Below are 13,245 nucleotides of genomic sequence, written 5' to 3' on the forward strand. Positions count from 1 at the left end.
GATACATTAGTACAAGTAGTATCCATACGAACAAGTAAAAAATTACATATTAATTATAAATTGCCTTTTAAAAAGGCAAGATGATAAAATACGCGATATATGATTTATATGACTTAATCAGGGTTTTTATGAAAGTTGCATTTTTTATTAGCAGTGTAGGCGATACCGATTTAGCGTTAAAAACAATTAAGGCAATGGAACAAAAGAGTGCGTGTGAAACAGTACTTGTTTCTTTGACAAAAACAGCTGATGAACGTGTGAATAAGTTTGAGTCTCCATCGTTACTTAAAAAATATACTCTTAGTGGGATTCTGAACCTTGAACCCGGTCTTTATCCTGAAAGTTTATCTTCAGAAGAACATCGTTCAAACATCATTCATTTCATTGAACAGCACCAATTAGATTATGTTTATCTGGGTGTGCCTTCAGTAAATAATGTTATGCCATTTCAGATAGCGGATTATATTAGTGATAGGCCGGTGCTTATGGCTTATGAATATATGTTTAAATCAGACGCACATTGTATCTGGCAACATGTTCCAGTATTGAAAGATAAAGCAAATGTACAATGGGCTATACCGTTAAAAGCCGCTCTTGATGATTTTGAACTGGTGGATAAAAATAGGTTACATATTACAGGTCATTTGAGTATTGATAATGCCTATATAGCAAGTCCAGCAGCATCCAGTACTGATACCATAAGAGAACTGCTGCAGGTTCCGAGTCAGCAACCTTTAGCTTTTATAAGCAGTACGACACAGCCGGTGGGTGTTGATGAACAATTTATTGAGTGTTTATTGCAAGAGCTTCAACAGGTTCCTACTATGCATGTTCGTCTCGGTCTTCACCCCGGTATTCAGGATTTTGATATTTATCTGGATAAAATTCTTTCGGTTTACAGCAAGTATCCTGCAATAAGTTCTCAATTTAAAATAATAATGCCTGAAAATATAGTTTCTAAAATCAAGTTGCCTGAATTATCCATTAATGCCCTAAAGTATCAGGATGTTTTTTTAAAAGTTAATATCAATGGTAATGACGCAGCTTTTGCCGCGGATAGAGTCGCACAGGCTGTACCGGGTGCTTTGTTAAATCAAGCTGTTCTGGAGGGAAAGCCTGCTTATTCTCATTCGGGGAAACCTTATCTGCCTCAAAGCTATTTTTCGAGTAGCATAGCAGGCTTTTTTGCAGGGGTTCGACAATCTCCCAGAATGAAGTCAGATTTAGAATTAGATGAAAGGACTGCACCTGAATGCTATGCCGATCTTATTATGAAGTAAAATAATTAGTTATGTTGGCATTCATGCTCATCGTGCACGTACCCGATTATTCTTGCCTTGAGCATTAAGTTTAAGTTGAAATGCTTCTGTATAGTGTTTGTTGAGAATTATGATTTTGGCCTCTGGCGGCTTGTTTTTAAGCACCACTCACTTTTTATATGCCATCCTCTCGAAGTCAAATAGTATCGAGATCTCGCTAAAATGTCCTTCTCCCTCAGGGCTGAGGGAGAAGGACATTCTCACACTTTCTCAGGAGAAAAAGGTGTTATCGATGCATTGGCAAAGCACGCAAGCAGCGGCTGAAAAATAAAATTTATTGGAGATTGGCTAAAAGCCGAATTTGATTTTACAGATTGATGTACAAGATATGGAATTAGCCGTAAGACCGGTTATAAACTCATTAATCGTCACAAAGCTGGCAAGCTCAGGAATTAGTGATATGGTTTTTGTACGTCTGTTGGGACACAATTGCCGCGCGCATCGCAACAGGAGTGATCCGTGAGATTACATGGACATACCTGGGGCACTCGCCGGTGGGTTTAAATGATCTCGCGAAAGCGTAAGATCGGCGGTTCTCACTTCATCAAGGCGGGTAATAGCCGCAAAATCAAACCCCGCCTCAACGCCATCCAAATAATTTACCCAGCTCTTCCGAGCCCCAAACACCGAATTCTCCGCTTCGCCTTCGCCGCGAACTAAGCTAAAATCAAAACCAAGACCAGAATGCGAAGAGCGTAGTGGGAACCAAGATTCATAAGCACCCGTATTAAAATTATAAAATGTTAAGTCACGACGCGGCAATGCTACCTCATTAAATTGGGGTGTGGGATCGAAAGACCGGTCTTTCCTACAATACTCTTGGGCGATGTGGGCGGGAACATTCCGCTGAGCCTTTCCTATATCCATCCAAGCGGCCTTCATTGCATCCCAGTTACCTGCATAACTCCACGCATCATAGCCAGCAATGTAGACTTGCAATGCCGTTTTAAGCGCTGTCAAATCAAAATGAGCACTTTGCTGTTCTTCGCCGTTTTGGGAAAAGCTTAGTCCTTTGGCGTCGTTGACATTGATTCGTGTTAGCATCAATGCTTTTGTTTCTTCATCCATGTGGGACTCTAACATACGACACATATGGGTGTCTTTTGCCCAGTAGGCGTATTCATAGGCGGAACAATTGAACGTTCTACCCGAGTAATCGGTGAAAACTCCAGAGGTTCGAAGTAATGTTTGGGTATTGGCAGGTGTGGCTGTCATTAGGGCCTCTGCTTCCTCTTGACGCCCTTTGGCCACATAATTCAAAAAGCAGGCAGGATGTGCACGACAAGCCTCTTTGGCCTCATTGGGTAGGCGCTCAAATTGCTCCACATCGATTCGTGCAAGCAAGGTCTCGACATCCATATCTACATCGCCCGCCACGGATTCATTTCGGTGAGGTATTTCGGTAAGATGCACTGCAAAATCAGTGCGAATCTGTGTAAAATAGGCATTTTTTCTGTATGCAGCCGTTGGGTCAATGATGTCAGCAAAGTTGACGCAAATAGACCCTTGATGGGTCACAAATTTTGCCGAATCTCCTATTGCTTCTTTGTCCAAAATCATAAAGTCATCCATGTGAGGATTTTCTGCTGTAGCAGTAACGGTACGATAGTTGCGTTCAAAGGTTTGTCGAATAGCGCTCAAATCGTCTGCATGGAGTGTGCGTGATAAGCCAAATGCATCGCTATTTACATTACAAAAATTACAAATGGCTCGTTCTATGTCATCGCCAAACGTTAATGCCGAGGCTACCACACTGACTAAATCATCACTTAACTCAGGAGATGCATCAAGAATCACTCCAAAATTGCCGCCGCTAATTCCTTTGGCTTTGCAATACACATTAAGATGCGCTAGAAAAAATTGAGTCAGTATCGATAATCGTTCTATTTTGTCGTCCGCATGCGTGGCTGCGGAAATGCTATAAAAAGGCGGGGTAGGCAGCGTTTCCCATACATCAATGGCACACGCTTCTAATAAGGCATCCATATAATCCTCTACGGTGGCACTCGCTTCAATCCCCATCAGCGTATCGATGACCTCTTTCGTTGCAGATGTTCCATCGGTACGTTGGCTAAAATTAATAGTTAACCCAAAGAGAGCTAAGCTTTGCTCACCTAATACCCGTTGGATGTCTGCAAAGCTTGGCTCTGAGGGTAAAGCACTTAATACCGCCGTTGTAAGCCTTGTACGTGGGTCGGTGGTTGCCACCACGGTTGTAGGAAACGTGCTATGCATAGCATTATACAAGGGTGAAAGCGGGGTACCAGCGGCATTATTAGTTCGGTTCACATTAAATACAGGATTCACGACGCGTGATAGGTAGTCCTGAACGCGAGGGCGTAATTGGATACTGTATAAATTGGACGGCCTTCCAAGAAAAGACGTCATCGCCTTACCATAACTCAAGCGCATCGCTGAAACCGCTTTAATGTAAACTTCGATTTGAGACAGTCGCTCTTCTTTAGCTACTCGCTGTGCGTCACCTTCCTCAAGTAATCCTATATCAAAGGCTAATGCTTCTTTATAAGCAGTTAATTCACGAAGAGCTCCGCCATCAAAAAATTCTCTTAACGCTACCGTTGCCTTGCAGGTGTTATCCGTACTGATGCTTTGCCCGCCAACAACCGGAGTCATCAGGTGAACTTTATTCGTTTTTGGGTTGATATAGATATAGCGGGGTGATATGGGCTCTATCAATGTAATAAGCATTTTCCTTCACTCTGAACACCTTGTTATGGTAATTATAGAGCATAGTGTTTAAATTGTATTATTTCATAAAGGTTTTCTTTAATGAATTATTTTCTTCTGTAGGCTCAAACTCTAACTCATCAGCTTCTAATGGATCTAAGGAATCCAACTCTAAAGTCTCGACTACTAATGGATCTGATGTTTCCGCAACTGAACTATCTGATGCCAAAGACTGTTCGGTTGGAGATTGATGGTGTTGTTTTTGCAATCTAATTTTGTTTTCACAAATTTTTATAACTGCGTTAATTTGATTGATATTGTTTGTATGCTCAGTAATGTGATCTTTAATTGATTCATAAGGTTGGTAAAATAAATTATCGATAAACTCCAGCATGCTTGCTTCGTGACGTTCTCCCCACGTATTTTTTAGTCCACTTACGAGGGCAGATAGAGCAATGCATATTTTGCCCCAGAATGTTAATTCTTTTTTGGTATGGCCTTTTTCAGCGGTACTATCCAGTATCTGATCTTTTACTGCATTTAAGGCGTCTAAGCTACCTCCCTCAATCTTTTTTTGCTGAGCAACAGTTAAATTGGGCAAGGTCTTTATGTCAATTTTTCCTTCAAGAACTTCTCCATCAACCAGTATTTTATAATTAAATATATTTTTTGAGGATTGTTCAAAATATAAAATATGTTCTTGAGCAGGCGCCTCATTATTCAAAGATGACATAAGCCTGAACTCATAATCTGCATTTCTATACGGGGTTAATTGCTTTTTGATGTTTGCGATTTCTTTCAGTTTTTGAGCTGGATCCAGGTCACTTTTATAAGCCAGATTTAATACTTTATTAATTATTTGGGTAGTTACATCTACATAATCCGGAATATCTAACTTTCCATTATTATTCACAAGATTATAAGATCGGGCAATCGTAACCAGATCAGTATAGAGATTTGCTTCTTGCCAATCTTCTTTTGTTCCTATGATTTTAATTAATTGCTCTATATCCTCAGTCACGTCTTTAGTATTTTTAAAATCAACTATGATGCGATTCAGTTCCTGGAAAGGGGGATGTTCATTTATAACATCAACTATGGGTCTTTTTTCAATATCAAGTAGAGGATCGGTACACTTGATTCCGGTCTTTATCCTTAAAAAGCCATCTTTTGTTACTTTGTTACCCAAAGATTCCTGAAAATAGTTAAAGCCATACCGTTCCAATTCCTTTTTACTGATTCCAATTTGATGGCAATATTCACCCAATTCCTGAGTGGTTTTTTTAACAAGATCCACATCAAATTGCTTTCGATCCTGGGATAAATTGAATTCAATTGTTAATAGTAGTTGATGTAAATGTCGTGGACTCATTAAAGGAAAGCGTTCAGAATTCACTTTATCCAAAATTTGTTCTTTGATTTTTAAAAAACCAATTAATGCTGATCTTCTATAACTGTCTACTCTAACCTGAACGGAGGGGTCATTTCTATCCCATTGATAAGAGACTTTACTGCGAACCGCCATGCGTTCATAAAAAGTATCTGCTTCATAAAGCCCGGCTTCTACTAAAGCCCATTTAGAACGTTCCATTGTGGTAATACCATCCCTTTGAATTCGATTGACATCAATAATAACGTTTCTTAAGCGTCCGGTGACTGTCGCATGTATCCCTTTTTTTCCCAACAAAGAATGCAATCGCGCAGCATAACTGTCTCTGCCTTGTTCACCTCCGCGACCGCCATTACATATTTCCATGGTAATATTAAGTGAGCCTTTACCAGGAGCAAAATTAACTTTATTAATCGATTTCTCAAGATAATCGGCAAGTTCAGTATAAACTGCTCCTGGCATTGATGCGTAATTAGGAGCACCATGACCCCAGACGTATATTTTATCTTCAGGAGTTAACGAATTGAGAATTTTTTTATCGTGTTCTGTTGGTTCAGTGCCTTTCCAGCTCATATATTGATTTTCGCTGATATCACATGGATAGATGACTTCAATATCAAGAGCATCACCATCCAATCCTTTATTTTCTTCAACTGTTCGCATGCGCCTGATAAAAGCATTTACTTCTTCAGCTTCGGCACTGTCAAAACATAAAACTACTCTTTTTGCCATAATGAATTAGTATAAAAGGTATGGGTTTAATTTGATTATAGTATATGTGATGCATCGTTGATTTTAATGAGACAGATGTGGTTGAATTAAGTCACTACTAATGTATTCATAGCGAGCAGACAGATATTGGTTTATTATTTAAACCAAGTATAGTTCACATCATTTTTAGCAAAAAACATTTGCTTCAGACCGTAAAATTCATGTTCAAAATAAAGTTCTGCTGGTTTATGATTAATTAAATCGAGTAAACCTTTTTGCGCTATTGATGTATATAAGTCGTGAATGGTGCTGTAAAGAAAATTGAATTTTTGTCGTGTTTCAGCAACATCTAAACGCGAACCTGGAGCAACACGATCACCGTGACTATCAATAAGTGCATGTCGTTTAATTACCTCCTTGATTCCATCGATATAATTTATTAATTTTAAATACTCGATATTGTTGGGCTTGGTAATCGAATTGGTTATGCCGGAATAAATGTTCTCTGCGTGATGTAGTGCACCAACTTCAGCAATTAATAATTGACTGCTTATTTTCAAGAATAAACAATCATCAATAAATCGCTCTGTTTGTTGCAGATGCTTATTAATGTGGTCAAGCTTTACGGAATCGATTGTATTGTTTTTCATAGCGATTAATTTTGATTGTCTTTCTAATAATGCCTTTTTCACAAAAGCAATCAGGGATGCATTGGCCTGATTTGCATTTTTTTTATAGATTTTGGTTTCTACCTCGCCGTTCGATCGCGACATAATTACTTCCAGATCAATTTCAGGTGACCTTAATCGTTTGCCTTTGGGGATGACATCATAATAATTAATCATCGCCTCATCTTTTATTTTTTCTCTCCATTCCTCAGGCACGGCTTTATTTTTCACCAAATACACTGCAATAGTATCAAGTGTGCGATGGACCAATTTTTTTTGTGCACGCAGTATATTTTTATGTTCTTCTGATAGTGTAAAAAGTTTCAATCGCATAATATATGTACTTCTTGTGAGTCCTATTTTCAGTTTAATTATAGAGCATCAAAAGACTATGCATTTTTTTTACGTGATGAATTGAGTACTAGCTAAAAATCAATAATTCAAATTTTATTTAAAACGTCTTTCACGTCCATCAGTCATTCTTGAGCAATATGCGCGGTACAATGCGTTTTAATATCTTCGGCAATAAAATCAATAAATGCACGTACTGCTGGAATCAAACCACGCCTGGATGGATAAATAACATAGAGACTAGCCTCCGGTAACGACCATTCAGATAATACAGGCACTAATTGACCAGCTTTCATTTCTTCTCGATAGAGTTCTTCGGGCAGTAAAGTAATACCCAAGTGAGATAAAGCCGCTTGCTTCAGCACTAACCAATCATTGCTTTCTAATAAGGGTTGAAAATTAATGTTAATTTGATGACCATCTCTATGAGTTAAAGAGTATTGAGCAATCCCTTCATTACGTGTTTTGGCAAAACAATTAAAATTAACCAGATCTTGTGGTGATTCCGGGTAGCCGTATTCATATAGATATTCAGGGCTTGCCAGTAAAGAACTTGTACTCAATCCTAATTTCCTTACTACAAGACTGGAGTCATTGAAATTATTGGATTGAAATCGAATGGCAACATCAAAGCCTTCCTGAATCAGATCGACTGAGCGATCTGTGGCATTGAGCAGTATGTGTACGTCTTTAAAGCGTTTCATGAATCGGGTAATGGTTTGGGCGAACGATGATTGGGCAAATAATGCAGGGCAGGTCACACGAATTCGGCCGCGCGGGGTACTCTGTACTTGTAATGCTGCTTCTTGTGCGTTTTCTGCTTCACTAACCATGGCTTTGCAATGTTGATAAAAAATTTGGCCAATATCCGTTAATGCAAGCTTTCTTGTAGATCGATGAAGAAGACGTACACCTAAATGCTCTTCCAGGTCGCTGATTCGTCGACTGATTTTTGATTTGGTAATTCCTATGCTTTGTCCAGCTTTTGTAAAATTACCGTGTTCTACAATAAGATAGAAAAAATACAAATCATTAAGATCCCACAGCATGTTATTCTCATATTTAGATTGTCTATAGTACTATTATAACAGTTATTAGTATCTAAAATAGGACAATGTTTCGCAAAATACTTATCTAATCATTTATTGGTTCAAATACTATGATAATAATAGAACCAATAAATGAGGAATGATGAAATGAACTTATTAGCAATTGACTCCAGTATATTAAACAAGGCATCTGTTTCTCGACAGCTAACCCATAGCTTTATTAGTCAATGGCAACAGCTTTATCCTGAAACTCAAGTGACTTATCGAGACTTACATGCCCAACCGATTAATCATTTATCGCAGAATATTCTTAGTGCCTATAATGCCGATCCCGCACAGATTTCTCCGCTAATCAAAGAAGAACTGGAATTATCCGGGCAATTAGTTTCAGAATTTTTGAACGCTGAGGTACTGGTTATAGGTGCTCCTATGTATAACTTCTCTGTATCATCTCAATTAAAAGCCTGGATTGATCGTGTTTTGGTTGCAGGAAAAACGTTTAAATACATTGATGGCAAAGTGCATGGGCTAGCCACTGGAAAGCAGGCTTTTATAATTTCCAGTCGAGGTGGATATTATAATTCAGAACCTATGTTAAGCCTTGATCATCAGGAACGCTATTTAACTACGGTTTTAAATTTTGTAGGCATTAACGAGATACACTTTATCAGGGCAGAAGGGTGAACATAGGGGAACAGATACGAAATCAAGCGTTACACCATGCAGAAACAAGGATAAAACAACTATTGGAATTACAGGTTGCTTAAATTGTTTTCAATAGTTCTGGATTGAGTTTCAATCAGATAACCGTCCTTAAGTGAGTTGGCTGTTACGCTGCTCTCTTAAGGGGGAATCCTGGATTTAAATATGCTATTCAGGATTTGCTCATCACTATTGAACCCCTCCTTTTGTAACATAAATATTACAAATTAGTTAACAAAATCATAAAATGTTACCATATTGTTAAGAACAGTTAATATTTCGTTAAGTATTGAATGATATTATTGTGCTGAACTTAACCAAAGCGGAGAAATCATGTCAATACTTTCGAGTCTTTATTCAGGGTTACAAAATTCATTTAGCGCCGTAACCTCAGCTATAAGCAATACCGGATCTCGAATCCTCAAGGGTGCAACTAGTGCGGTTGGAGGTTTAATAGGCAGAACTTCAGCAGGAGTGATCATGGAAGAAATTATGCCTGCTAGTAACAAACCAGAGTCTGAAAAGGTAACAGAGCCAAATGGAGTAGTTGAAACAATTCAAGATTTATTGGGTAAAGCCGGTTCTGCAGCAACTGAATTAGTCAATCAAACCAAAAAACGAGTCGTTAAGGAGGTAGCAATGGCAGCTTTTGATACAACGTTGAATGAAATAAAGGGGCATGTTGTCGAAGGTGTAGCATCTTTAGGTGCTCAACTTGGACAGAGCGCTGCGGAAAAATTGGAATCAGTGATAACTGAAGGTTCACTATCTTTAGATTCAACCCTGGGTACTATAGGGAAGAAATTTAGAGATTTATTAGCAGCCTATAAAGAAAAGATTGATACTAACTTACAAAAAAGTGATTTATCTGCTTCTGAACAATTAGGATATAATCTTGCAAATCTGTTGCATGATAAATTATCTGATTTAGGCGATGCATGCTTTCAAGCAAAAAAGCTATCTATAGATGCCTTTAAGCAGCAGAGCACTGACACTATCAATAGAGCTAAACCAGCTATAGAAAAAGAGTTAGGAGCAGTATTTGTAAACTTGTTGTTAACTCCCATTACTTCGTTCTTGCAAGGCTTAATGACTAATGTAATGAAGAGCATCTTTAGTTTCTTTAAAGTAGGCTCAAGCCCATCTATAGCTCCCGTTAAGTCAGAAGTAATCGCTGAGGTTAAGGACGAGGTAGGAGTTAATACCGAGAATGCAGTAAATGAAGAGTTTGATGTCGAGTCCGATACAGGATTACAAATGAGATAGATTTAGCTCAAGATTCTTTTGAAATGCCTGATTACAAATCAGGCATTTTTATTTGTTTAAAAGGTTTCATTATCCTATAAGTTCCTATTTGGAATCCCTTTCCTTGAAAGCACAAAAAGCAATGCATTATTCATAGCATGCAATCATATCGGAGAATATGAGCCATTAAATTGAAGAATCTGTTACAGAGTTTTTTATTACATGGGTTTCAGCTGGACTCGGATTCAATAAAATATTAATCTTTTCTGAATTAATACAAGGATGTTCAAATGATACGAATTTATTTTACTGTCTTAATGATGCTGTGTTTGATCGATAATGTATGTGCATTGCCTTGGCTTCATCAAGCATATAAATCCCTAAAATCACCTTCAAAAGATACTAATACAACACTAGTTCACCAAATCAATTTTTCCGGAGAGTGGGTGGGAGAGTGTGATAATAATCCTGCGGTGGATATCACCATCAAACATGATGGCAGTCAGTTAAGGATTTCTTATGGGTTTATGGAGGAACACTATGAATTGGGAGAAGTTAAATCCAATGCATCTTCCAACATGAATGAGACAAAGCACAACACGACCACAGTTCGCTGGAGTACTGATTATTCAGCATTGATTTTTATTAATACAGATTTCTTTGTGAGTCCGGAAAGCGCTTTAAATGTATTTTTTAGTAAAGTCTCTATGACGCTAAGGGATCGGCAGTTATTCATTAAAGGTCAGTATTATCATACTGATGGGAATAATGACGATATGAATCAGGAGATGATATCTTGCGTTTATCATCAAAAATAGTTACTTCTACACCATGGATGAATTAGAGTTACATACCGTTTTTAATATTTTGTATGAGATTGGTTAGTATTTTCCTAGGTCCAATCTCTACAAAGTCAGATTCCCCATGATCAAGCAAATACTGAATGCTTTGTGACCAGTTAACTGAATGGGTTATCTGGTTTTCAAGACACTCTGGAATTTCAGCGACTGAGGTAGGTTTTGCATGAATATTAGAAATCACCTGAATGCATGGAGGTAAAAAGGTAAATTGCTTAATAAACTCTGAAAAAACCTGTTGTGCTGCATTCATATAGGGTGAATGAAAGGCTCCGCTTACTCTTAAAGGAATATAAGCCATAGCACCTGCCGATTCAAAACATTTTTGCGCTGACATAATATCCTGGGCTGGCCCTGAAATAACGATTTGAGTGTAACTGTTATAATTCGCAATACTTAGAGTACTGAGTTGGTTGTATTGCAGCACGGACACTATTTGCTCTTCTCTTAATCCGAGGATTGCGGCCATTCCACCACCTTGTGCTGCACTCATTAATTCACCGCGTTTTTTTACCAGTTTTAAACCCGTTGCAAAATCAAAAACTTCTGCGGCATGCAATGCATTGTATTCTCCCAGACTGTGCCCAGCGACAAAATCAGGTTTATCAGGATTTTCTTGTAATTTTTTTAAATAGGAGAGGGCATTAACAACAAAGAGGGCGGGTTGAGTATATTGTGTTTGGTTGAGTAATTGATTTTCGTCATTCAGGCATAAGTCAACAATATCATATCCGAGGATGCTGTTTGCCTGATGTACATAAGTATCGAATTCATGAAATAAGTCGCTTCCCATACCGATTACTTGGGAGCCTTGGCCTGGGAAAATGTAAGTTGTCATAAAAAAATTATCCCTAAATGGTTAAGTATTATTAATCAACTCTTTGATTAATTTTAGAATATTTCGTTAAAGATTTCAAAAAATGACAGTGTATCTTATTATTTATACTGCAATAAATCTCATTTTTTGTTTCGGAAATTTAGAATTTAAACATACGTTATCTTAACGAACCTGGGTGATTTTTTGTCTGATTTGTAACGATATTTAGAAGTATCCAGTACACAGAGTGAATATTGCGTTAAGCTTAAAAATAGACTAAGTACAATAGAGTAATAAAAAACAGGTAGCAGTTATCCGAAAATATTGTGTAACTTGTGAGTGATCATCATGTGGCATACATCATTGACCGAAAAGCTAGGTATACAATTCCCGATTATTCAAGCACCTATGGCGGGAGGATCGACAACTCCGGAACTGGTTGCTGCTGTCTCAAATGCGGGTTGCCTGGGTTCTTTGGCTGCGGGGTATTTGTCCCCAACAGAGATTAGGCGAGAGTTAAAAACGGTACGTCAATTGACAAATCATCCTTTTGCCGTCAATTTGTTCATTCCTGAGCCGCATCAAGCCAGTCCAGAACACATTCTGCAGTCCTGTAGTGCTATTAGCCAATCTTGTCAGGAGTTAAACGTTGATATTGATCCCGCTACTGCACTTAATATTCAATCGTTCGATGAACAAATCAGTGTTTTAGTTGAAGAGAACATTCCTGTATTTAGTTTTACTTTTGGTACATTGGATCCGTTATGGATATCTCAATTTAAAAAAAGAGGAACGGTTTTAATTGGTACAGCCACAAATTTATCAGAAGCACTTCTACTTGAGGAGAGTGGTATTGATTTAATTGTTGCTCAAGGCAGTGAGGCAGGAGGGCATCGTGGAACTTTTATCGGATCTGCGGAAGACTCTTTGACTGGTCTGTTTAGTTTGTTACCTCTATTGGCTGATCGTCTCCGCACTCCCTTAATTGCCGCGGGTGGAATTATGGATGGCAGAGGAATTAATGCGGCTATTACTTTAGGCAGTGCTGGCGTTCAGATGGGAACTGCTTTCCTGAGTTGTTTTGAGTCAGGAGTTCCGTCAATCATGAAACAAACCTTGTTAGCTCAGCGACAGGACAACACCGTTTTAACCCGAGTATTTTCTGGAAAACTTGCAAGGGGGATACGTAATAAATTTATTGTGAATATGGGGCGGTACTCTTCGACTATTCTGGATTATCCTGTTCAGAATGCTTTAACAACCAAAATGAGAAGAAAAGCCAGAGAACAAAACAATATCGATTATATGTCGATGTGGGCAGGACAATCTGCTTTTTTATGCAGGAATACTTCTGCAGCTGAATTAATTAATGCATTAATTTGTGAGGCTGAAGAGTAAACTGGAAGTCCTTATACCAAATAGTCTTTAATATACCACTTTTATTTATG

10 protein-coding genes are annotated in these 13,245 nt (G+C 38.2%); 5 read left to right on the forward strand and 5 right to left on the reverse strand.

All coding sequences use genetic code 11. The annotated features are described in order from the left end of the window. Positions 1–128 precede the first annotated feature (128 nt). Positions 129–1,280: a hypothetical protein gene (locus Lqua_RS05440; RefSeq protein ID WP_058473273.1), complete on the forward strand. Its 1,152-nt coding sequence runs from the start codon at positions 129–131 to the stop codon at positions 1,278–1,280. A gap of 504 nt (positions 1,281–1,784) precedes the next feature. On the opposite strand, the gene Lqua_RS05445 is transcribed toward Lqua_RS05440, so the two are convergent. The 4 genes from Lqua_RS05445 to Lqua_RS05460 all read right to left on the reverse strand — a co-directional run bounded on the left by Lqua_RS05445 (position 1,785) and on the right by Lqua_RS05460 (position 8,176). Then, on the reverse strand, positions 1,785–4,028 hold the full coding sequence (locus Lqua_RS05445) for a hypothetical protein (protein ID WP_058473274.1): 2,244 nt from the start codon (positions 4,026–4,028) through the stop codon (positions 1,785–1,787). Positions 4,029–4,086: 58 nt separating this feature from the next. After that, positions 4,087–6,129, reverse strand: coding sequence for a hypothetical protein (locus Lqua_RS05450; protein ID WP_058473275.1), 2,043 nt, complete (start codon positions 6,127–6,129; stop codon positions 4,087–4,089). A 134-nt stretch (positions 6,130–6,263) separates the two neighbouring features. Further along, positions 6,264–7,109: a hypothetical protein gene (locus tag Lqua_RS05455; protein WP_058473276.1), complete on the reverse strand. Its 846-nt coding sequence runs from the start codon at positions 7,107–7,109 to the stop codon at positions 6,264–6,266. A 143-nt stretch (positions 7,110–7,252) separates the two neighbouring features. Continuing rightward, entirely contained in the window at positions 7,253–8,176 is a 924-nt protein-coding gene (locus tag Lqua_RS05460) for a LysR substrate-binding domain-containing protein (RefSeq protein WP_058473277.1), read from the reverse strand. Positions 8,177–8,323: 147 nt separating this feature from the next. Here Lqua_RS05460 and Lqua_RS05465 point away from each other — a divergent pair, with 147 nt between their 5' ends. The 3 genes from Lqua_RS05465 (at position 8,324) to Lqua_RS05475 (ending at position 10,941) form a co-directional block, all read left to right on the forward strand. Beyond that, complete coding sequence (locus tag Lqua_RS05465) at positions 8,324–8,860, forward strand: FMN-dependent NADH-azoreductase (RefSeq protein WP_238585537.1); 537 nt, start codon at positions 8,324–8,326, stop codon at positions 8,858–8,860. A 351-nt stretch (positions 8,861–9,211) separates the two neighbouring features. Next, entirely contained in the window at positions 9,212–10,144 is a 933-nt protein-coding gene (locus tag Lqua_RS05470) for a hypothetical protein (protein WP_058473278.1), read from the forward strand. Between the two features lie 269 nt (positions 10,145–10,413). Further along, positions 10,414–10,941, forward strand: coding sequence for a hypothetical protein (locus tag Lqua_RS05475; RefSeq protein WP_058473279.1), 528 nt, complete (start codon positions 10,414–10,416; stop codon positions 10,939–10,941). A 28-nt stretch (positions 10,942–10,969) separates the two neighbouring features. On the opposite strand, the gene fabD is transcribed toward Lqua_RS05475, so the two are convergent. Continuing rightward, on the reverse strand, positions 10,970–11,818 hold the full coding sequence (fabD, locus tag Lqua_RS05480; protein ID WP_058473280.1) for an ACP S-malonyltransferase: 849 nt from the start codon (positions 11,816–11,818) through the stop codon (positions 10,970–10,972). A gap of 327 nt (positions 11,819–12,145) precedes the next feature. On the opposite strand from fabD, the gene Lqua_RS05485 reads away from it, so the two are divergent. Further along, positions 12,146–13,195 (forward strand): NAD(P)H-dependent flavin oxidoreductase, encoded by a 1,050-nt coding sequence (locus tag Lqua_RS05485; RefSeq protein ID WP_058473281.1) that lies wholly within the window; start codon positions 12,146–12,148, stop codon positions 13,193–13,195. The last annotated feature ends 50 nt before the right edge of the window (positions 13,196–13,245 follow it).

Source organism: Legionella quateirensis (genome assembly GCF_001467955.1).
Taxonomy (GTDB): domain Bacteria; phylum Pseudomonadota; class Gammaproteobacteria; order Legionellales; family Legionellaceae; genus Legionella; species Legionella quateirensis.

Excerpts from the sequence above, each read along its gene's own strand:
- Lqua_RS05445 (WP_058473274.1), bottom strand. The coding sequence starts at position 4,028 with ATGCTTATTACATTGATAGAGCCCATATCACCCCGCTATATCTATATC.
- Lqua_RS05450 (WP_058473275.1), bottom strand. The coding sequence starts at position 6,129 with ATGGCAAAAAGAGTAGTTTTATGTTTTGACAGTGCCGAAGCTGAAGAA.
- Lqua_RS05440 (WP_058473273.1), top strand. The coding sequence starts at position 129 with ATGAAAGTTGCATTTTTTATTAGCAGTGTAGGCGATACCGATTTAGCG.
- Lqua_RS05475 (WP_058473279.1), top strand. The coding sequence starts at position 10,414 with ATGATACGAATTTATTTTACTGTCTTAATGATGCTGTGTTTGATCGAT.
- Lqua_RS05485 (WP_058473281.1), top strand. The coding sequence starts at position 12,146 with ATGTGGCATACATCATTGACCGAAAAGCTAGGTATACAATTCCCGATT.
- Lqua_RS05465 (WP_238585537.1), top strand. The coding sequence starts at position 8,324 with ATGAACTTATTAGCAATTGACTCCAGTATATTAAACAAGGCATCTGTT.
- fabD (WP_058473280.1), bottom strand. The coding sequence starts at position 11,818 with ATGACAACTTACATTTTCCCAGGCCAAGGCTCCCAAGTAATCGGTATG.
- Lqua_RS05455 (WP_058473276.1), bottom strand. The coding sequence starts at position 7,109 with ATGCGATTGAAACTTTTTACACTATCAGAAGAACATAAAAATATACTG.
- Lqua_RS05460 (WP_058473277.1), bottom strand. The coding sequence starts at position 8,176 with ATGCTGTGGGATCTTAATGATTTGTATTTTTTCTATCTTATTGTAGAA.
- Lqua_RS05470 (WP_058473278.1), top strand. The coding sequence starts at position 9,212 with ATGTCAATACTTTCGAGTCTTTATTCAGGGTTACAAAATTCATTTAGC.